Genomic DNA, 18,595 nt, shown 5'->3' with positions numbered 1-18,595 from the left:
GACCATGGCCTTTTCCAGCAGCATGCGCGGCGGCCGCCGCAGCAAACTGAAGTCCGAGATCAACGTCGTGCCCTACATCGACGTGATGCTGGTGCTGCTCATCATCTTCATGGCGGTGCCGGCCAATGTGACGCCGAACGTGGTCAACCTGCCGAGCGCGGAAAAATCCTCGCTGCCGCCGGATACCTATATCCACATCACCGTGAAGCCCGACGCCACGCTGGCGATCGGCGTGAGCGGCAAGGAAACGGTCGCCGCCGAGACGATGCCGGATCGCAAAGCCCTGCTGGCGCGCCTGCGCGAACTGCACGAGACGAATCCGGACTACCCGGTGATGATCGCGGGAGACCGCGACAGCAAGTATGCCGAAGTGATCGAACTGATTTCGGAATCGAAAAAATTGGGGATCAACCGCGTCGGTCTCGCTACTCAGTAAAAGCAAGCAATGTCCGCAATGAAGCCAGCCACCATCGGCGCCCCCTACACGGTGCCGCCCGACCCGAACCGCGTGCCCGCCATCGTGCTGGCGCTGGCGGTGCACGCCCTGCTGCTGGCCTTCCTCTACATCGGCATCAACTGGCAGAACGCGACCCCGCCCGCGGTGGAAGCCGAGGTCTGGGACATGAAGGTGGAATCGGCCGCCGCGCCGGCCCTGCCGCCGCCCACGCCGCCGGAAGTGCGCGAACCGGAACCGCAGCCGGAGCCGACCCCGACGCCACCGCCGCCGACGCCGAAAGCCGTCGAGCCGGAACCGGTGAAGCCGGCCACGCCCGACATCAATCTCGAACGCGAGAAGAAGCTGGCCGAGCAGAAGAAGCAGCGCGAGCTGCAGGAAAAGCGCGAACTGGCCGAGAAGAAGGAACGCGAAGAACTGAAGGCCAAGGAACTGGCCGAGAAAAAAGCGGCCGATAAAAAACTCGCCGAGAAAAAGGAGCAGGAAAAGAAAGAGCTCGAGAAGAAAGAAGCCGAGAAGAAGCTGGCCGCCGAAAAACTCGAAGCGGAGAAAAAGAAAGTCGCCGCCGAAAAGGCCGCCAAGGCCAAGGCCGAGAAAGCCGAGCAGGCCAAGCTCGACAAGATGCGCGAAGACGAACTCAAGCGCATGATGGGCGCCGCCGGCACCACGGGCAGCGCGCAGAAGTCGAGCGCGCCGAAGATCGACGCCGGCTATGTCGCCAAGCTGACCGCCCTCATCAAGAGCAACACGACCTTTGCCGGCAGCACCGACGTCCCCGGCAATCCGAAAGCCGTGTTCAAGGTCGAGCTGCTGCCGACCGGCGAGATCCTGTCGGTACGTCTGAGCAAGAGCAGCGGCGTGCCGCAGTTCGACGATGCGGTGGAACGCGGCATCAACAAATCGTCCCCGCTGCCAAAGAAGAAAGATGGTACGGTGGAACGCACAATCGTGGTCAATTTCTCCATGAAAGACCTGGACTGATCGTTACGAACAATCTTTGCCGAGAAAAGAACGCATGAAAAAACTTCATTATTTATTCTTCAGCGCCACCCTGTTGATCGGGTCGGCTGCCAACGCCCAGCTGCAAGTCGAGATCGCCGGCGTCGGCAGTAACCAGATTCCGGTGGCCGTCGCTGCCTTCGCCGACGAATCGATCGCGCCCGACCAGGTGTCGGCCATCGTGCGCGCCGACCTCGAGCGCAGCGGCGTCTTCAAGGTCATCAACGCAGGACAAGTGATCAGCGACAGCGCCCCGATCGACCCGAGCAGCTGGAAGGCGCGCGGCGCCGACGCCCTCGTGGTCGGCAGCGTGGCCAAGCAGCCGGACGGCCGCTTCGCCGTGCGCTACAAGCTCTACGACACCGTGAAAGGCAGCCAGCTCTCGCAGCTGGGCGGCGAAGTGCAGCCGAAGTACACGCGCCTGCAGGCGCACCGCATCGCCGACGACGTCTACGAAAAGCTGACCGGCGTGCGCGGCATCTTCTCGACCCGCATCGCCTACGTGAAGGAAAACCGCGCCGGCCGCAGCTACGCGCTGGCAGTGGCGGATGCCGACGGCGAGAACGAGATCGTCGCCGTGCACGGCAAGGAACCGATCATCTCGCCGTCCTGGTCGCCCGACGGCGGCCGCGTCGCCTATGTGTCCTTCGAAGACCGCAAGCCCGTCATCTACATGCAGGATCTGGTGACCGGCAAGCGCCGCGTCATCGCCAGCGAAAAAGGCAGCAACTCGGCGCCGTCGTGGTCGCCGGACGGCAGCAAGCTGGCGATCGCCCTGTCGAAGTCGGGCAGCTACCAGGTGTATGTCGTCAACGCCGACGGTTCCGGCCTGCGCCGCCTGTCGAACAGCAACGGCATCGACACCGAACCGCAATTCTCGGCCGACGGCCAGAGCATCTATTTCACCAGCGACCGCAGCGGCGGCCCGCAGATCTACAAGATGAGCGTCTCGGGCGGCAACGCCACCCGCGTTACCTTCAACGGCAATTACAACATCAGCCCGCGCGTCTCTCCGGACGGCAAAACCCTGGCCTGGATCTCCCAGCAGGGCGGCGGCTACTCTCTTTACGCGAAGGATCTGGCCAGCGGCCAGGAACTGCGCCTGGCCGATGGGGCCACCGAACCGAGTTTTTCGCCGAACGGCAAATACATCATGTATGCGAACAAGGGCGGCGGGCGTGCCTCGCTGGCCGTCGTATCGACCGATGGCCGCGTCAAGCAGCGCCTGACCACCAACGCGGGAAACATTCGGGAGCCCAGCTGGGGTCCCTTCATGAAGTAAAAAACTTAGTTTAGCAAGCCCATCACCAACCAAGACCAGGAGAGAAATCCATGCGCAACGTTAAGAGTGTGTCCTTCATCATCGCCACCGCTGCCCTGCTCGCAGCGTGCAAATCGCCAGCGCCAGTCGCCGCACCGGCCGTCGAAGAGCGTGCAGTGACCCCGCCGGCAGCCGCCGACACCCGCGACATCCGCCCAGTGGAAACCGCGACCGTCGATCCGCTGAACGATCCGAAAGGCGTGCTGGCCAACCGCAGCGTCTACTTCGACTTCGACAGCTATGTCGTGCGTGAAGACGGCAAGCCGGTCGTCTCGAACCACTCGAACTACCTGAACCAGAACAAGGCCCGCAAAGTCCTGATCCAGGGTAACACCGATGATCGCGGCGGCAGCGAATACAACCTGGCCCTGGGCCAGAAGCGCGCCGAAGCCGTCCGTCGCTCGATGGCGACCCTGGGCGTGGCCGAGAGCCAGATGGAAGCCGTGTCGCTGGGCGAAGAAAAGCCGAAGGCAACCGGTTCGGGCGAAGCTGCCTGGGCTGAAAACCGCCGCGCGGACATCGTCTACCAGTAATCCTTAAGCTTCAGTGAATTGACAGCGGGGGTGGGAGCAGTGCAGACTGCTACCGCCCCCGTTTTTCATCGTACTGAGTATAGAAAGAATACGACATGCTGAAACCGTTCCCGTCCCGCCTCGCCGCCCTGCTGCTGGCCTGTGTGCTGCCGCTGCAGGCGTCCGCCGGCATCCTGGACGACGATGAAGCGCGCCGCGCGATCATCGACCTGCGCGCGAAAGTCGACGCCATCACGCGCGACCTCACCACCCGCCTCGACGCCAAGGCCGACAAGACCGCGACCCTCGACATCCTGAACCAGCAGGAGCAGACCCTGGCCGAGATCGCCAAGCTGCGCGGCCAGATCGAAGTGCTTGCCAACGAGGTCAGCAAGGCCCAGAACAACCAGCGCACCCTGTACGCCGACCTCGACGCCCGCATCAAGAAGCTCGAGCCGCGCGCGGAAACCATCGACGGCGAGACGGCGCAGGTGCTGCCGTCGGAAAAGCAGGCCTACGACGGCGCGATGGAAGTCTTCAAGAGCGGCGACTACAAGCGGGCAGCCGCCGCCCTGCAGGACTTCGTCAAGCGCTATCCCGATTCGGCCTACGCCTCGAACGCCCAGTACTGGCTAGGCAATGCCTACTACGCCCAGCGCGACTACAAGAACGCGATCGCCGCACAGGAAGTCGTGACCACCACCTACGCCAGCAGCGCCAAGGCGCCGGACGCGATGCTCAACATCGCCACCAGCTATGCCGAGCTCAAGGACAAGGTCAAGGCCAAGAAGACCCTGCAGACGCTGGTGTCGAAGTTCCCCGATTCGCAAGCCGCGCAGTCCGCCAAGGATCGCCTGGCCGCGCTGAAATAAAGCTGCATAGCAACAAAAATGGGGCCGCACGTTTGACAGCACGACGGCAGCGCCCTATAATCTTGCTTCTTTCGGGTCGTTAGCTCAGCTGGTAGAGCAGCGGACTTTTAATCCGTTGGTCGCAGGTTCGAATCCCGCACGGCCTACCAAGTTTCATCAAGAACGCCAACCTTCGGGTTGGCGTTGTTGTTTTCGCTTCCGTTTTCCTTCAGGGGTGCATGAGCTGGCGTTCATGCTTGGCCCCGAGCGCCAGCATGAACAGGCGCGCGAAGGTCTGGCAGTTGTTCGACAGCAGCCGATAGTCGTAGCCGCACTGGCTGCGCGCCTTCAGGAATGCTTCCTTGATCTGCTTTCCCGTCGCCTGCAAGGGGTTCGGCTTGTACGAGCTGCTCGTCCGGAACGGGTTCCGTCGCCGTGTTGAGTTCGAACACCGTTTCGCCGTACGCTATTTTTTAGCAGTCCAAAGTTATGGACTTCGTCGAATGGCCTTCGACACAAATATGGCTGTGGTGGGGCGCAAGCGGAATATAACCGGCGCGACCATCGCTACTTATTGGTGATGGGGTACTTAGCGCTATCGTCATGTACGCCATGCAACTCGCCGGGGGCGGCAAGCACTACATCGCAGGCGGGATCGATGATTACCAAGCCTTGCGTCAAGCAGTCAAAATGAATTGATATTGGGAACCGTCACTCAACGATATCATTCAATATACTGTTGGATGCTTATGACAGCATCGTACGTCGCAGGTGTATTATCTCCCCCCGTAGAGGTAAGCGCTGATGCCTATCAGATTCACTGTCGCATGGCAAAGTACTGCGCTCATAATTCCGTTTCGCAATCGCAGATAGCTGAAAATTACAGCGAATATAAATTGCGGCAAGACCGCAAGCCAGAATAGGGCAGCTTCTATTCCTGAGAACTCGAAGTTGCGTAAATGAGCGCAAGCAAAAAAGAAAGCGTTTGCCCAAAATACGACTTTGAACCTTTCTCTGTGCAAACTACAAAGCTTTGGGTAATCGCTTCCGAAGAAAAGATTACGATGCAGCATAACGATTACCAAGCTTAATGAGAAAAAAATAAGAACGCAAAAAGCCCAACTGCTGATTCAATAAGGAAACCGAGCGTTACCAATGGTGCCAAAATAATTGAGTATAGTGGATTACGCAGTCCGGCTCGAAAAATAGCCTCTTCCACCAGAGGAGTAAGCAAAATAACTGTTATTAGAGTCGCCGAATCAGCGATCCTCGCGGGCCGTGTTTCTGCAATTTCTAAATATTCTTGCAGAGAATTGATGAGGTAGGCAAACGGTGATACAAATATTACAGTTATTATCGCAAGATAAAAGGCGCGAAGCACCCAATCCGGCTCGTCAATAGAATGCTCAGATAAAGTCGGCAGCCTGACAAACTGAAGCAGTTGCAATAGTTCTGATTTTGACCATCGGGCGACTGCACGAGTGTGTTGCTCAACACTAAAATCCGTTTCCATTTATCGCTTCCACGGGAATGGTCAACCTGTGCGAATCTAAAATGGCCAGTCCGAGCCTATGTGATTCTTTAAAGCACCCGGACATGGCCCTAAATATTCCCTAGCAATTACTCCCGACCCGCACGAGGGATAGGGGGAAAGTTACCACGACCCATATGCAAATTATCCATAAGCCAGTTAATTCCTTGCCCGATAGCCCAGCCGGTTTCGAACGATTTCATAGCGACTTTGACCATGCTCCGACCGCCGCTAACGTCTGCCATTTCTTCATAGGTCAACTCTTGCATGATAATCTCCTTAGTCTGCGTTGAAGAAAGCACTGAATTTTTTTGCTGACGCGTCCGCCAGGCAAACTCATCTTATACGGACTTCTCTTTTGCAAGCTGATCACGAGCAACTTTAGTTGCAAATCTCCCCTTCGGCAGAGATTGCTAAAACGTTGGGAGCGAATTTTTGTTTCTAACCGCTGTTCGTTGGGCGATGGCGCTTTGTTTTTAACAAACGTTACACAAAACAGCATCCGCCGGGTTGCACGAGAATGTTACATATAATTGATATGACGCTTAAATATATGATTTGACGCTGACGCTTTAGGCAGTTGTGAGCTAGTTGCTATTAGTCGGCCTAACCCAGTCAAGTAAGTATGAATAATAGATTCTTAGATTAATTAATCGCAGAAACAACGTTCACGTAAGCGCGTAGTCAATAGAATGCTGATCGAATGGCACGTGGAGCTAAATATATGGAGTCACTATGTTTGCTCCCTCTGTAAGGAGAATTCCGGGGATCTAGAGGTCGCTAGTGCGAGTTCGAAGCATTAACAAAGAACATGCGGGCATTGGCCACCAACCTTCAGTGCCAGCTACATCGGGAGCTTTCCGCTCCCGCTCAGGTGTCAAACCGCAGACAGGCCCTATCGCGCCACCTTCACCGAAGGAGACCGCCATGCGTACCCTGTCTTGTTTCTGCCTGCTCTCCGCCCTCGCCTGCGCCCAGCCCACTGTCGCCCAACCGATCGAGCGCCAGCCGGACGTCCAACTGAAAGCCGGCGTCGCCAGCGCCTACCGCCTCGAATCGGGGCGCAGCGTGCGCCTGACGCTGGTCGAGGACAAGCTGTACATCGATCTCGACAACCTGTACCGCCGGGAGCTGCGCGCCGTGGGGCCGAACCTGCTCGCCTCGCACGATGGGACGCTGACGGTCGAGTTCATGCCGGACGATCCGGTCGAACGCATCCGGATCCGGCATACCGGCTATCCTGCCGGCCGCGAGGTCGGCGAGGTGCGCTGGCTGGATCGCTGACGCGCCAGCTTCAGAACTCTTCCCAGCCGTCGCCGGCCGTGGCGGTGGCCTTGGTGTCGGCCTTGGCCTGCGCCGGACGCGGCTGGGTCGCCGCTGTGCGTGCCGCCGGTTTTGCCAGTTGCGCACGGATCGGCGTCTTGACAAGCGGCGTCTTCGCAAGCGGCGCCGGAGGCGCGGGTGCCGCCTCGAATGCTGCCGCACCCGCGATCCGGAACGCGCCCACCGTGCGCGCCAGCGAAGCCGCCTCGTGCTGCAGCGACTGTGCCGCGGCCGATGCCTGCTCGACCAGCGCGGCGTTCTGCTGGGTGGTCTGGTCCATCTGCACGACGGCCTCGTTGACCTGCTCGATGCCCGCGTTCTGCTCCTGGCTGGCGGCGCTGATCTCGGCCATGATGTCGGTCACGCGGCTGACGCTGTCGACGATCTCCTTCATCGTCGCGCCGGCCTGGTCGACCAGCATCGAGCCGTGCTGCACCTTGCCGACCGAGTCGTCGATCAGCAGCTTGATTTCCTTGGCCGCCGCGGCGCTGCGCTGGGCCAGGCTGCGCACCTCGCCCGCCACGACTGCGAAGCCGCGGCCCTGCTCGCCGGCGCGGGCCGCTTCGACGGCCGCGTTCAGCGCCAGGATATTGGTCTGGAAGGCGATGCCGTCGATGACGGCGATGATCTCGACGATCTTGATGGATGAGGTGTTGATGCCGCCCATGGTCTCGACCACCTGGGCCACGACCGCGCCGCCCTTGCCGGCGATCGCCGATGCCGAGCCGGCCAGCACGTTGGCCTGGCGCGCATTGTCGGCGTTCTGGCGCACGGTGGACGTGAGTTCTTCCATCGACGAGGCGGTTTCCTCCAGCGAGCCGGCCTGCTGCTCGGTGCGCGAGGACAGATCCAGGTTGCCGTCGGCAATTTCGGCCGAGGCGGTGGCGATGGTGTCGGTGCCGGCGCGCACGCGGGTCACGATCTCGACCAGCGCGTCGTTCATGTCGCGCAGGGCGGCCATCAGGCGGCCGGTCTCGTCCTTCGAGCGCACCTCGATCTTCTGGGTCAGGTCGCCCTGGGCCACGGCGCCGGCGATCTTGACCGCCTCTTCCAGCGGACGCACGATGGCGCGCACCAGCAGCCAGCCGAGTACGCCGGCGAAGGCCAGGCCCAGCACCAGGCCGGCCAGGCAGACGATGCGCACCAGCGCCACGACTTCCTGCGAGCGCTTGAAGTTGGCCGCGGCGACGTCGGTCTGGATCTTGATCAGGGCGGCGAGCTCCTTGCCCATCGGGATGGCCAGCTTGTGCATCGGGCCGTTCATGCGCGCAGTGGCGCGGTCGATGTCTTCTTCACGCAAGGCGGCGATGATGGGTTTCATGGCCAGCTCCTGGAAGCGCGCGCGAGAGGCCGCGAACTGCTGGCTCAGGCGCCGCTCGTCGTCGGCCATCTTGGTCGCCTGGTAGGCTTGCCAGGACTTGTCGGCGGCGCCCGTATTCGCCTCGACCTGCTCCAGGATGGGCGCGGGTGGCACCAGGGTCGTCACGGCCTTGGCCACCAGGATCTGGTTCAGCATGACGGCGCGTTCGACGTCGGCCAGCTGCGACAACGCCACCAGGCGGTCGTCGTACATGCTCCTCATGGCGTCGTTCGACTTTTCCAGGTTCAGGATGCCGACCGCAAACCCGGCAACGAGTTCGATGGCGAGAAAGCCGATCACGCAGATCAGGCGCGTCTTGATGCTGAGGTTCTTGAACATGGTGCGTCCCGTCAGGGAAGGTTGAAAGGGTTGGAGGCGCAGGGCCCGGTCGATCCGATTGTAGGAAGTTTTCTATCCCATAGGAAACACTATCGAGTAAGCGCGCTGCATTCGCTGTTTTCGTCGTCATCCCACAACGTAAACATGCCAGGCATTCAAGTACACGAATCGAATTGACAAGTCCGCCTTCCTGCGGTGCTGCCCGTTTGCCTATAAAATGCTGCGAGTTAATTTCTGCAACACCTAGCTTTCAAAAAGGCCGCCATGACCCTGCCCCTGATCCCGAACCTGCTGGTCGCCCTGTGCGTGTGCGCCCTCCTCTATCGCATGCAGGCGAGCCACGTGTCGTTCACCAAGCAGGTGTTCACGGGTCTTGGCCTGGGCGTGCTGCTGGGGGCGGCGCTGCAGGCGGTGTATGGCGCCGGCTCGCCGACGATCGCGGCCACCAACGCCTGGCTCGACGTGCTCGGCAGCGGTTATGTGAAGCTGCTGCAGATGATCGTGATTCCCCTGATCATGGTGTCGATTATCGGCGCCATCCTGAAACTGCGCGACGCCGCCTCGCTCGGCAAGATCAGCGCGCTGACCATCGGCATCCTGATCGCCACCACGGCGGTCGCCGCGATGATCGGCATCCTGATGGCCAAGCTGTTCGGCCTTACTGCCGTGGGCCTGACGGCGTCGGCGGCCGAGGTGGCGCGCGGCGAATACTTGCAGGGCTCGCTGGGCGCGGCCAAGGAGATCTCGCTGCCGTCGATGCTGCTCTCGTTCATTCCGGCGAACCCCTTCCTCGACATGACGGGCGCGCGCAAGACCTCGACGATCGCCGTCGTGTTCTTCGCCGTGTTCGTAGGCATCGCCGCCACCGGTATCGCCACCAAGAAGCCGAACGAGTTCGCTTCCTTCAGCCATTTCGTGCACGTGGCCCACACCATCGTGATGCGCATGGTGACCCTGGTGCTGCGCCTGACGCCCTACGGCGTGTTCGCCCTTATGGCCAAGGTCGTGGCCGGTTCGAGCCTGCAGGACATCCTGAACCTGCTCGGCTTCGTGCTGGCGTCCTACAGCGCCCTGATCCTGATGTTCGGCGTGCACCTGCTGCTGGTCGCCTTTGCCGGCCTGAATCCCGCGCGCTTCGTGAAGAAGATCTTCCCGGTGCTCGCCTTCGCCTTCACCTCGCGCACCAGCGCCGGCGCCATTCCCATGAGCGTGGCGACCCAGACCACGCGCCTGGGCACGCCCGAGGGCATTGCGAACTTCGCCGCCTCCTTCGGCGCGACCATCGGCCAGAACGGCTGCGCCGGCATCTATCCCGCCATGCTGGCGGTGATGATCGCTCCCACGGTCGGCATCGATCCGTGGACGGCGGGCTTCATCCTGCCGCTGCTGGCGATCGTCGTGTTCGGCTCGATCGGCGTGGCCGGGGTCGGCGGCGGCGCCACCTTCGCCGCCCTGATCGTGCTCTCGGCGCTGGATCTGCCGGTGGCGCTGGCGGGTCTCCTGATCTCGATCGAACCGCTGATCGACATGGGACGCACTGCGCTGAACGTGAGCGGGTCGATCACGGCCGGGACGCTGACCTCGCGCATCCTTGGCGCTACCGACATGGCGGTATTTAATAGCGACGTGGAAAGCAATCTGGACGGCGAAGAACAAACCGCATGATCTTGAACGCGGCCTGAAAAAAGTTAATAGTTTGCGCACGGAATCGTGCGCTGACCACTTGTCGAATCCGTCTATGATGATGTCATGTCAACATCAACGACGGACAGGTAATGGAACAGAAGTGGCCACAGGAACTCTGGCTGATCAGGCACGGGCAAAGCGCCGGCAATGTCGCACGTGACATCGCCGAAGCCGCTGCCGGGCACGAGATCGACATCGCCGAGCGCGACGTCGACGTGCCCCTGTCCGAGCTCGGCATCCGCCAGTCCGAGGCCCTCGCTTCCTGGTTCGCCGGCATGCCGCAGGACGAGCGCCCGAACGTCGTCCTGCATTCGCCCTATGTCCGCGCCGCCGAGACCGCCAAGATCCTGATCCGTCGCCTCGAGCGCGATTCGCTGCTGGCAGTGAATGCTGACGAGCGCCTGCGCGAAAAGGAGTTCGGCATCCTCGACCGCCTCACCACGCACGGCATCGCCCATAAATATCCCGACCTGTACGCCCAGCGCCAGCATGTCGGCAAGTTCTATTTCCGTCCGCCGGGCGGCGAGAGCTGGTGCGACGTCATCCTGCGCCTGCGCAGCGTGCTCGACACCCTCAGCCGCGACTGGTGCAACGAACGCGTCGTCATTGTCGCCCACCAGGTCATCGTCAACTGCTTCCGCTACCTGATCGAGCGCCTCGACGAAGCGAGCATCCTCGCCTTCGACCGCGCCGGCGACGTGCCGAACTGCTCGGTCACCTCCTATTCCTTCGATCCCATCCAGGGCAAGCATGGCCGCCTGGTGGTTCGCCTTGTCAATTTTGTCGCGCCGCTCGAAAACACCGGCACCCCGGTCACGGTCGGCAAAGACGTGCCCTCCGCCCCAAAGGCCTGAGACCAAGCTCATGAACGCCATCCACGCCGCTCCCGCCGTGCACGACGTCACCACGCAACTGTTGCGCGAATGGCCGTTGCCGATGCCGGCCGTCGAGGGCGACAAGGAAGTGCGCGGCCACGTGCTCGTGCTCGGCGGCTCGCGCGAAATGCCGGGCGCCGTGATTCTGGCCGCCACCGCCGCCCTGCGCGCCGGCGCCGGCAAGCTGACGGTCGCCACCGGGGCCAGCGTCGCACAGCTGGTGGCGCTGGCCATGCCCGAGGCGCGCGTGATCGGCCTGGCCGAAACCGAGGCCGGCGGCTTCCTGCCCGAAGCCATCGACCGCCTCGACCCGCTGGCCGACCGTGTCAATGCCGTCCTCATCGGGCCGGGCATGCAGGACGAAGCCGCCGCCGCGGCCCTGGTGCATGGCTTGCTCGAACGCCTGCAGGGAAGCGATACGAGCGTCGTGCTCGACGCCTGCGCGATGGGCACGCTGCTGCACGCGCCGCCGGGCTGGGCGCCGGGCGAAGCCTTCCGCTTCGCGCAGCCCGTCATCGTCACGCCGCACTGCGGCGAGATGGCGCACCTGACCGGCATCGAAAAAACCGACATCGTTGCCGGGCCCGACGCCCGCGCCCTGACCTCGGCCGCCGCGTGGAATGCCGTCGTCGCTCTCAAGGGCGCGCGTACCGTGATCGCCTCGCCCCAGGGCGAGCTGTGGCAGCACGAAGGCGGCAACGTCGGCCTGGCCATTTCCGGCTCGGGCGACACACTGGCCGGCATCATCACCGGCCTGGCCGCGCGCGGCGCCACGCTCGAACAGGCAGCCTGCTGGGGCGTGGCCCTGCACGCGCGCGCCGGCGAACGCCTGGCCGAACGCATGGGCGTGCTCGGCTACCTGGCGCGCGAGATCCCGAACGAGATCCCGGCGCTGCTCGAATCGATTGCCGGCCGCGAGGCGGAAGATCAATAGAAGCCTTGAAAAAAAGGCATCTGCACCAACCATCCGGCTAACGCCGGGGGGCCGGCCGGATGGGAAACCATTTTGCCGGCATCAACATCCGCAAGCCGTACTGCGGAATAGAGCAAGAAGGTCACAATTCGACGAACTGGCGGTAGTGACGGCAGTCTAATTTTTACAGTCGAATTCGTGCACTGAACGGGGCCGCGTGTTGCGTCGGTTCCCTGATGGTTTTGCTAATGAACACGAACGGGAACCTCGGCGTGCCTGGGTTGTCAAGAAGGTTCATGGTAAAGCCGAACTGGCGCCATGTTTCTCCACCGCCTCACCTGGAGCGCATGGCACAAGATAGACGTGAACGAGGAGTATAAATAATGAACGCAATCACCAAAGCACCAAAAATCCTGCTGACCGCAGCCCTGCTGGCTTCGATGCTGGGCGCATGCAAGAAGAACGATACGGCTGGCACCGCTGGCGACACCTCGGCAACCTCGCCGAGCTCGACGTCGGGCACGAGCGGCACCACCGGCACCACGGGTGATACTGGCACGGGCGCAACCGGCACGGGCACCACCGGTACCGGCGCAATGGGCACCACGGGCGACACCACCGGCACCGGCGCGACCGGCACCGGCGCCACGGGCACCGGCACGGGTGCTACCGGCACCACGGGCGACACCACCGGTACCGGCGCAACCGGCACCACCGGCACGGGCGCTACCGGCACCACCGGCACCACCGGCACCACCGGCACCACCGGCGCTGGTGGCACCACCGGCAACACCGACTCGACCGGCACCGGCAGCAGCACCACCGGCACCACTGGCACCACCGGCCGCTAATCAGCCGTCTGCCCACAAACCGGAGCCCCACAACGCGGGCTCCGCGTTTGCGTTTGGCCGGCAGCTTCCACGCCGGTGTTCATTTTCAGCTGACGACCAGCCTGGCCCGTCCGTTTGCGTTTCGTCCTCGTCTTCGCTGTTCCTCGCCCTGCCCTGTTCGTCGTTTACCCTGCCACGGCACCCACTTCCGCCACCCGCTTTTCACCACGCCCTCTTCACCACCTCTTTTCGCCACGCCCGCTTGCGCCTGCCGACCTGCCCTCCCATGCGGCCGGCTGTTTCGCTCTGTCAAACAGCGCACAGTCAGTTGCGGCGCGCGATGACAAAATAAAGCCCAGCCTCACGCACCGTGCGCCCGCCCCAGGCCGCAACGGCACAGCCATCGAACAAGGAGTTTCACCATGAAGAGCACCAACACACTGCCGGGCGTCGTCCTGACCGCCGCCTTCCTCGCCGCCATGCTGGGCGCATGCACCAAGAAGGATTCCGGCGTCGGCGGCAGCGGCGACGCCGCCCATGTGGCGGAACGCAGCACGGGAGAAGGCGCTGGCTCGTCCGCCGGCGTCAGCGGCGCCACCGGTAACTCGGGCAACGCCGGCCTGTCCTCGACCGAGTACAACACCAACGTGACGCCGCGTACCGTCGGCGAAGCCGAGAGCACGAAGAAGGACAGCCTCGGCGCCTCGGGCGGCGCCAGCGGCGTCGACGGCGTGCGTCCGGTCGACAGCAGCGGCAATACCACCGGCGGCGCCAATCCAGGCGGCGCCCCGATGCAGAGCGCACCTGCCGCCGGCACCAAGTCCACCGGCCATACCGGCAACACCACCGGCACCGGGCCGGGTTCGACCAGGCCGGGCGCCGGCGGCGAAGGCAGCATCCACTAAGCAAGCTGCAAGCGCGGCCGACGCACAAAAAAAAGCCCGCTCGCGCGGGCTTTTTCGTTTTCGGACACGGGTGTCCGGATGATCAAACGCCTTCGGTCACCTTCACCGCCGGCGCCTTGGCCAGCGGCACCGTCCCGCTCCCGCCCTGGCGGCGGCTGCGGCCGGTCACGAAGCGGAAACCGCGCACGACCAGGCGGTACACCAGGCGCACGAAGACCAGGGTCAGGATCGCTTCCACGAAGGTCATCACGAAGGCCGGCAGTGCGGAGTAGCGTGCGGCGCGGCGATGGAACTTGGCGGCCATGCGGTCGCGGGCGATCTCGATGCTGTCGTAGAAGGTCGGCACCACCAGCAGGGTCAGCAGGGTCGAGGTGATCGTGCCGCCGATGATCGCCACGGCCAGCGGCTGGTAGAACTTGCCGTCCGGGCCCAGGGCCAGGGCCACCGGCAGCATGCCGGCGATCAGCGCGAAGGTCGTCATCAGGATCGGACGCAGACGCATGCGGCCGGCCTTCATCAGCGCGTCCTCGCGGTCGTAGCCCTCCGCCTCCAGGGCGCGCGCCGCGTCGAGCAGCAGGATCGCGTTCTTGGCGACCAGGCCCATCAGCATGATGATGCCGATAAAGCTCATCAGGTTGAGGGTGCCGCCGGTGATCAGAAGCGCCAGCACGACGCCGATCAGGGACAGCGGCAGCGACATCATCACGCCCAGCGGCGCGGTGAAGGAACCGAATTGCATCACCAGGATCAGGTACATCAGGCCGATGCCGGACAGCAGCGCGATCGTCATCTCGCCGAACAGTTCCTGCTGATCCTTGCCGGCGCCGCCGAGGTCGAGTCCGTAGCCCGGCGGGAAGTCGAAGCTCTTGGCCAGGGCCATCGCGTCTTTCGTCACCTCGCCGCTGGAGCGGCCCTGGGCGTTCGCCGACACGGTGATCACGCGCTTGCCGTTCTTGTGCATGATTTCCGAGGGCCCCTTACCCATGCTGATGCGGGCGATCTGTTCGAGCGGCACCATGGTGTTGGTGCCGGCGATCAGGATCGGCAGGCGCTCGATGTTCTCGATGTTGACGCGGTCTTCCGGATGCAGGCGCACCGCGACGTCGCGCGTTTCGCCGGTCGGGTCGACCCAGTCGCCCACCTCGATGCCGGCGAAGGCGACGCGCAGCGCGGTGGCGGCGTCGCCGACCGACACGCCCATCGAGCTCGCCAGGCCGCGGTCGAGCTCGATCTGCAGCTCGTTCTTCGGATCCTGCTGCGACAGCGTGACGTCGACCGCGCCCGGCACCTGGCGCAGTTTCTCCATGTAGGCCGAGGTCAGCTCCATGAGCTTTCTCGAGTCGGCACCGGTGAATTCGATCTGCACCGGCTTGCCGCCGCCGTTCAGGTCGTCGAGCACCGTGTATTCGGCGCCGACCAGGCTGGCGACCTTGCTGCGCAATTCGGTCGCGATCTGCGCGGCGCTGCGGTCGCGGGTGTTCTTCTTGCCGATCTCGACGTAGATCGAACCGCCGTTCGGGCGGGCGAAAACGTCGGTGTCGCGCACTTCCTTGATCGTGCGCGCCAGCGTGGCCGCCTGTTCCATCTTCAGGCGGGCGTACTGCAGGCTCGACGAGGCCGGCGTGCGCACCTCGATCATGATCTTGTTGCCGTCGCCCTTGGGCAGGAAGCTGGTGCCGCCGAACATCGACTGCAGCGCGATGGCGCCGGCGAAGCTGGCCAGGGCAATGACGCCCATCCAGCGGCGGTGGTGCAGCGCCCAGGCGATGACGTTGCCGTAACGGTCGGCCAGGCGGTCGAACCAATCGTTGAAGCGGCCGAGCACGCGGGTGATGCCCTTCTTCGGCGCATGGTGATGGCCCGGCGGGTCGCCCCAGTAGGCCGAGAGCATCGGGTCGAGCGTGAAGGAAATGAACAGCGACACCAGCACCGAGCAGGTCACGGTCAGCGCGAACGGACGGAACCATTCGCCCGAAATGCCCGGCATGAAGGCGACCGGAATGAACACGGCCATGATCGAGAAGGTGGTCGCGGCCACCGCCATGCCGATCTCGGAGGTGCCGACCAGGGCCGCCGTGCGGCGATCCTTGCCCATTTCCATGTGGCGCACGATGTTTTCGCGCACCACGATGGCATCGTCGATCAGCACGCCGATCGCCAGCGACAGCCCGAGCAGGGTCATGAAGTTCAGGGTGAAGCCGCACAGCCAGACCGCGATGAAGGCGGCCAGCACCGAGGTCGGCAGCGACAGCGCGGTGATCAGGGTCGAGCGCCAGGAGTTGAGGAAGGCATATACCACGAACACGGTCAGCACGGCGCCGAACACGAGCGACTCGATCACGTTGTTCAGGCTGCTTTGCGCTTCCTTGCCGCCGTCGCGGGTGATGCCCACCACCGTGCCTTTCGGCAGTTCCTTGTTGATCTTCTCGACTTCCTCGCGCACCTTGTTGGCGATCGACACGGTCGAGGCGTCGCGGGCGCGGATGATCGAGATGCCGACGTTCGGATTGCCGTTGCGGATCGACGCGCTGTCGATGTCGGCGAAACCGTCCTGGATGTCGGCCACCTGGTTCAGGCGGACGATGGTGTCGCCGTTGCGCTTGACGACGATCTGCGAAAAGTCTTCCGGGCGCTCGATGCGGCCGATCAGGCGGATGCCCTTCTCGTCCATCTGGCCGCGCACCTTGCCGACCGGCGCATTGGTATTCTGGTTGCGCAGGGCATTCGCCACCTCGCTCACCGAGACATTGTATTCACGCAGCTTCTCGGCACGCAGCAGTACCGACAGTTCGCGCCGCAGGGCGCCGTTCACGTTCACCGTGGCGACCCCGTCGATGGCGCGGAAGCGGTCGGCCAGGTCGTCTTCGGCCAGACGCGACAGCTCCGCATGCGACTGACCATCGGACGACAGCGCCAAGTTCATGATCGGCTGCGCCGACGGGTCGACGCGGCGCAGGATCGGCTCGCGCATCTCGATCGGCAGCTTGTAGCGCACCGCCGCGATGGCGTTGCGCACGTCGTCCGAGGCCTCGACCATGTCGCGGCCGAAGTCGAAGATCAACACCAGCGTGGCGCTGCCTTCGTTCGCATAGGACTCGATTTCGTTCACGCCCTGGACGCTCTGCATCTGCTTTTCCAGGCGGTTCAGGATTTCGCGTTCGCTCGTTTCCGGCGAGGCGCCCGGATACGGGATGTTCACCACGATCACCGGTTGCTCGACGTCGGGATTCTGGTTGACGCGCAGCTTCGACAGGGCCAGCAGGCCCATGCACATCATGCCCAGGATCAGCACGATCGTCGCGACCGGCTTCTTGACTGAGAAATTGGAAAGGAACATGGCTTAGTTTCCTTTGGCCGGCGCAGCCGCGGCGACGGAAGCGGCGGCGACGCGTGGCGCGCCGCCCGTCAATTCCACCTTCTGGCCATCCTTCAGGTTCGAGCTCGGGTTGCGCAGCACTGTGTCGCCGGCGGCCAGGCCCGCCTTGATCTCGATGTTGCCGCTGCGCCCGTCGCGGCTGCCCACCTGCAGGTCGACGCGGTTCAGGGTGCCGCCCTTCACGCGCCAGCTGTAATTCTTGTCGCCGGCCTTGACGATGGCGCTTTCCGGCAGCATCAGCACGTTCGAGCTGGCGGCGTCGATGCGCCCTTCGGCGTACAGGCCCGCGACGCGCGGTTGTTCGCCGGTCAGGCCGACCAGCACTTCGACCTGGCGGGTGATGTCGTTCGCGGCCGGGTCGATGCGCTTGACGACGCCGCTGAATTCCTGGCTGCCGTAGCCATTGATGTGGAAGCGCACCGGCTGGCCGACCTTCACCGTGGCGATCTTGTCGGTCGAGACGCGGCCTTCGAAGCGCATGCTGGTCGGGTCGATGACCTTCACCAGTTCCTTGCCGATGGTGGCGGTGTCGCCGCTGGAGACCTTGCGGTCGCTGACGATGCCGTCGAACGGTGCGCGCACCTGGGTGCGTGCGATCTGCTGGCGCGCCAGCGCGGCGCGCGAACGGGCCGCCGACAGCTCGCTTTGGGCGCTGTTGCGGCGCACTTCGGCTTCGTCCTGGGCCGCGGCCGAGGTCATGCCCGAGGCGCGCAGGGTTTTCAGGCGTTCGAGCTGGCGGTTGGCCTGGTCGAGCGCCTGGCTGGCCGCGGTCACGCCGGCGTCGGCCGACAGCAGGCTGTCGCGGATCGCGGTCTCGTCGAGTTTCACGAGCAGGTCGCCGCGCTTGACGGGGTCGCCGTTCTCCTTGAGTACCTGCAGCACGACGGCGGACACCTCGGCGCGCAGGTCGGCGCGGCGTTCCGGCTGGATCGAACCGGTGATGACCGGGCCGGAGGCCAGCGCATCGCTCTGCACCGTCAGCAGATCCTGGGGCGCAACCAGCAGTTGGCTGGGCTTGTTGTCCTTGGCCTGGGCCTTCGGGTCTTTCGCCTCCTTGCCGCAGGCGGCCAGGGCGGACGCGATGGCGAGGACAAGTAAAGTGTTGCGCAGCATGAATTGGATCTCCCGTTCTGGACGCTGAAAATATAGTTATTGAATTCGAATAGACATCTTCAGCGCGCAGTATCTAGGAGGCGGCCCCACCCGTCAATTGACGATCCCGCGCGTTGTTATTTTGGTGGGATGAACTGCGAAATGCTGCGATGAGCTGCATATGCATGGGACGAAACCAAGGGATGGGAGCCCGGGGCAAGGCCCCGG

The 18,595-nt window shown here is 63.4% G+C and carries 18 protein-coding genes and 1 tRNA gene; 12 read left to right on the top strand and 7 right to left on the bottom strand.

Annotated elements, in window-relative coordinates; translation table 11 throughout:
• Positions 1–4: 4 nt before the first annotated feature.
• The 6 genes from ASF77_RS12125 to ASF77_RS12100 all read left to right on the top strand — a co-directional run bounded on the left by ASF77_RS12125 (position 5) and on the right by ASF77_RS12100 (position 4,307).
• Positions 5–436: a biopolymer transporter ExbD gene (locus ASF77_RS12125; protein ID WP_056339397.1), complete on the top strand. Its 432-nt coding sequence runs from the start codon at positions 5–7 to the stop codon at positions 434–436.
• Between the two features lie 18 nt (positions 437–454).
• Positions 455–1,435, top strand: a complete 981-nt coding sequence (gene tolA / locus ASF77_RS12120; RefSeq protein ID WP_056339395.1) for a cell envelope integrity protein TolA — start codon at positions 455–457, stop codon at positions 1,433–1,435.
• A 34-nt stretch (positions 1,436–1,469) separates the two neighbouring features.
• Entirely contained in the window at positions 1,470–2,735 is a 1,266-nt protein-coding gene (tolB, locus tag ASF77_RS12115; protein WP_056339393.1) for a Tol-Pal system beta propeller repeat protein TolB, read from the top strand.
• A 50-nt stretch (positions 2,736–2,785) separates the two neighbouring features.
• A complete protein-coding gene (gene pal, locus ASF77_RS12110) occupies positions 2,786–3,307 on the top strand; it encodes a peptidoglycan-associated lipoprotein Pal (protein ID WP_056339390.1) in 522 nt (173 codons plus the stop codon).
• A 95-nt stretch (positions 3,308–3,402) separates the two neighbouring features.
• A complete protein-coding gene (gene ybgF / locus ASF77_RS12105) occupies positions 3,403–4,158 on the top strand; it encodes a tol-pal system protein YbgF (protein WP_056339388.1) in 756 nt (251 codons plus the stop codon).
• Positions 4,159–4,231: 73 nt separating this feature from the next.
• A tRNA-Lys gene (locus ASF77_RS12100) sits at positions 4,232–4,307 on the top strand.
• A gap of 59 nt (positions 4,308–4,366) precedes the next feature.
• Here the strand turns inward: ASF77_RS12100 and ASF77_RS24285 are convergent.
• From ASF77_RS24285 to ASF77_RS12095, 4 genes are all read right to left on the bottom strand, one after another.
• Positions 4,367–4,525, bottom strand: a complete 159-nt coding sequence (locus ASF77_RS24285; protein ID WP_156648869.1) for a hypothetical protein — start codon at positions 4,523–4,525, stop codon at positions 4,367–4,369.
• Between the two features lie 388 nt (positions 4,526–4,913).
• A complete protein-coding gene (locus ASF77_RS25270) occupies positions 4,914–5,210 on the bottom strand; it encodes a type II CAAX prenyl endopeptidase Rce1 family protein (RefSeq protein WP_082493736.1) in 297 nt (98 codons plus the stop codon).
• Between the two features lie 14 nt (positions 5,211–5,224).
• Positions 5,225–5,650: a hypothetical protein gene (locus tag ASF77_RS24280; protein WP_156648868.1), complete on the bottom strand. Its 426-nt coding sequence runs from the start codon at positions 5,648–5,650 to the stop codon at positions 5,225–5,227.
• Between the two features lie 107 nt (positions 5,651–5,757).
• Positions 5,758–5,937 (bottom strand): hypothetical protein, encoded by a 180-nt coding sequence (locus tag ASF77_RS12095; RefSeq protein WP_056339386.1) that lies wholly within the window; start codon positions 5,935–5,937, stop codon positions 5,758–5,760.
• 658 nt (positions 5,938–6,595) lie between these two features.
• Here ASF77_RS12095 and ASF77_RS12090 point away from each other — a divergent pair.
• The gene (locus tag ASF77_RS12090) at positions 6,596–6,952 is read left to right on the top strand and encodes a hypothetical protein (protein ID WP_056339384.1); all 357 of its coding nucleotides are present in this window, start codon (positions 6,596–6,598) and stop codon (positions 6,950–6,952) included.
• A 10-nt stretch (positions 6,953–6,962) separates the two neighbouring features.
• Here the strand turns inward: ASF77_RS12090 and ASF77_RS12085 are convergent, their stop codons facing one another.
• Complete coding sequence (locus ASF77_RS12085; protein WP_056339382.1) at positions 6,963–8,690, bottom strand: methyl-accepting chemotaxis protein; 1,728 nt, start codon at positions 8,688–8,690, stop codon at positions 6,963–6,965.
• A 264-nt stretch (positions 8,691–8,954) separates the two neighbouring features.
• Between ASF77_RS12085 and ASF77_RS12080 the strand changes: the two genes are divergently transcribed.
• The 5 genes from ASF77_RS12080 to ASF77_RS12060 all read left to right on the top strand — a co-directional run bounded on the left by ASF77_RS12080 (position 8,955) and on the right by ASF77_RS12060 (position 13,899).
• Positions 8,955–10,355, top strand: a complete 1,401-nt coding sequence (locus tag ASF77_RS12080) for an L-cystine transporter (protein ID WP_056339380.1) — start codon at positions 8,955–8,957, stop codon at positions 10,353–10,355.
• A gap of 110 nt (positions 10,356–10,465) precedes the next feature.
• Positions 10,466–11,230, top strand: coding sequence for a histidine phosphatase family protein (locus ASF77_RS12075; protein ID WP_056339377.1), 765 nt, complete (start codon positions 10,466–10,468; stop codon positions 11,228–11,230).
• 10 nt (positions 11,231–11,240) lie between these two features.
• Positions 11,241–12,185: an NAD(P)H-hydrate dehydratase gene (locus ASF77_RS12070; protein ID WP_056339375.1), complete on the top strand. Its 945-nt coding sequence runs from the start codon at positions 11,241–11,243 to the stop codon at positions 12,183–12,185.
• A gap of 362 nt (positions 12,186–12,547) precedes the next feature.
• A complete protein-coding gene (locus ASF77_RS12065; protein WP_056339372.1) occupies positions 12,548–13,015 on the top strand; it encodes a hypothetical protein in 468 nt (155 codons plus the stop codon).
• Positions 13,016–13,416: 401 nt separating this feature from the next.
• Complete coding sequence (locus tag ASF77_RS12060; protein WP_056339370.1) at positions 13,417–13,899, top strand: hypothetical protein; 483 nt, start codon at positions 13,417–13,419, stop codon at positions 13,897–13,899.
• Positions 13,900–13,981: 82 nt separating this feature from the next.
• Here ASF77_RS12060 and ASF77_RS12055 read toward each other — a convergent pair whose 3' ends face one another.
• Both ASF77_RS12055 and ASF77_RS12050 read right to left on the bottom strand, forming a co-directional pair.
• Positions 13,982–17,236: an efflux RND transporter permease subunit gene (locus tag ASF77_RS12055; protein WP_082493735.1), complete on the bottom strand. Its 3,255-nt coding sequence runs from the start codon at positions 17,234–17,236 to the stop codon at positions 13,982–13,984.
• Positions 17,237–17,239: 3 nt separating this feature from the next.
• Positions 17,240–18,388 carry an efflux RND transporter periplasmic adaptor subunit gene (locus ASF77_RS12050; protein ID WP_056339368.1) on the bottom strand — a complete coding sequence of 383 codons (1,149 nt, stop codon included), beginning with the start codon at positions 18,386–18,388 and terminating at the stop codon, positions 17,240–17,242.
• Positions 18,389–18,595: the final 207 nt, after the last annotated feature.

The organism is Massilia sp. Leaf139 (assembly GCF_001424165.1).
Classification (GTDB): Bacteria; Pseudomonadota; Gammaproteobacteria; order Burkholderiales; family Burkholderiaceae_D; genus Telluria.
The sequence above is the reverse complement of the archived record's forward strand: the minus strand, read 5'-3'. Positions and strand labels throughout refer to the sequence as shown.

Coding starts and splice junctions, on each gene's coding strand:
- ASF77_RS12125 (WP_056339397.1), top strand. CDS start 5: ATGGCCTTTTCCAGCAGCATGCGCGGCGGCCGCCGCAGCAAACTGAAG.
- tolA (WP_056339395.1), top strand. CDS start 455: ATGAAGCCAGCCACCATCGGCGCCCCCTACACGGTGCCGCCCGACCCG.
- tolB (WP_056339393.1), top strand. CDS start 1,470: ATGAAAAAACTTCATTATTTATTCTTCAGCGCCACCCTGTTGATCGGG.
- pal (WP_056339390.1), top strand. CDS start 2,786: ATGCGCAACGTTAAGAGTGTGTCCTTCATCATCGCCACCGCTGCCCTG.
- ybgF (WP_056339388.1), top strand. CDS start 3,403: ATGCTGAAACCGTTCCCGTCCCGCCTCGCCGCCCTGCTGCTGGCCTGT.
- ASF77_RS25270 (WP_082493736.1), bottom strand. CDS start 5,210: ATGCTGCATCGTAATCTTTTCTTCGGAAGCGATTACCCAAAGCTTTGT.
- ASF77_RS24280 (WP_156648868.1), bottom strand. CDS start 5,650: ATGGAAACGGATTTTAGTGTTGAGCAACACACTCGTGCAGTCGCCCGA.
- ASF77_RS12095 (WP_056339386.1), bottom strand. CDS start 5,937: ATGCAAGAGTTGACCTATGAAGAAATGGCAGACGTTAGCGGCGGTCGG.
- ASF77_RS12090 (WP_056339384.1), top strand. CDS start 6,596: ATGCGTACCCTGTCTTGTTTCTGCCTGCTCTCCGCCCTCGCCTGCGCC.
- ASF77_RS12085 (WP_056339382.1), bottom strand. CDS start 8,690: ATGTTCAAGAACCTCAGCATCAAGACGCGCCTGATCTGCGTGATCGGC.
- ASF77_RS12080 (WP_056339380.1), top strand. CDS start 8,955: ATGACCCTGCCCCTGATCCCGAACCTGCTGGTCGCCCTGTGCGTGTGC.
- ASF77_RS12075 (WP_056339377.1), top strand. CDS start 10,466: ATGGAACAGAAGTGGCCACAGGAACTCTGGCTGATCAGGCACGGGCAA.
- ASF77_RS12070 (WP_056339375.1), top strand. CDS start 11,241: ATGAACGCCATCCACGCCGCTCCCGCCGTGCACGACGTCACCACGCAA.
- ASF77_RS12065 (WP_056339372.1), top strand. CDS start 12,548: ATGAACGCAATCACCAAAGCACCAAAAATCCTGCTGACCGCAGCCCTG.
- ASF77_RS12060 (WP_056339370.1), top strand. CDS start 13,417: ATGAAGAGCACCAACACACTGCCGGGCGTCGTCCTGACCGCCGCCTTC.
- ASF77_RS12055 (WP_082493735.1), bottom strand. CDS start 17,236: ATGTTCCTTTCCAATTTCTCAGTCAAGAAGCCGGTCGCGACGATCGTG.
- ASF77_RS12050 (WP_056339368.1), bottom strand. CDS start 18,388: ATGCTGCGCAACACTTTACTTGTCCTCGCCATCGCGTCCGCCCTGGCC.